This window comes from Psychrobacter sp. W2-37-MNA-CIBAN-0211 (assembly GCF_040309405.1).
Lineage (GTDB): Bacteria > Pseudomonadota > Gammaproteobacteria > Pseudomonadales > Moraxellaceae > Psychrobacter > Psychrobacter glaciei.
Genome location: NZ_JBEOOU010000274.1, coordinates 1 through 266 on the forward strand (window position 1 = coordinate 1; position 266 = coordinate 266).

Annotated in this window: 1 protein-coding gene; it reads left to right on the forward strand. The window is 41.4% G+C overall.

What is annotated here, in order from left to right; all coding sequences use genetic code 11:
- Positions 1-24 precede the first annotated feature (24 nt).
- Positions 25-266 (forward strand): LysR family transcriptional regulator (locus AAEY72_RS15205; RefSeq protein WP_352311416.1); only part of this gene is annotated, 242 nt, incomplete at its 3' end.

A 266-nucleotide genomic window follows, 5' to 3' on the forward strand; every position in this document is an offset into this window, starting at 1 on the left:
GTATTTGACCTAAAAGGAATGAGTATGAGCGATGCGTTTGCCAATAAATTGCCAGCATTGGATTTAAATTTACTGCGAGTTTTTTGTACTGTAAGCCAGCAATCATCAATCACCCGCGCAGCAGAACAGTTAGGGTTGACGCAGTCGTCTGTGAGCAATGCGATTAGCCGTCTTAAAAACACACTGGGTTGTGAATTATTTATTCGTGTTGGTCGTGGTATTGAACCTACAGCAACAGGGTTACATATATTTAATACTGTTCAGCC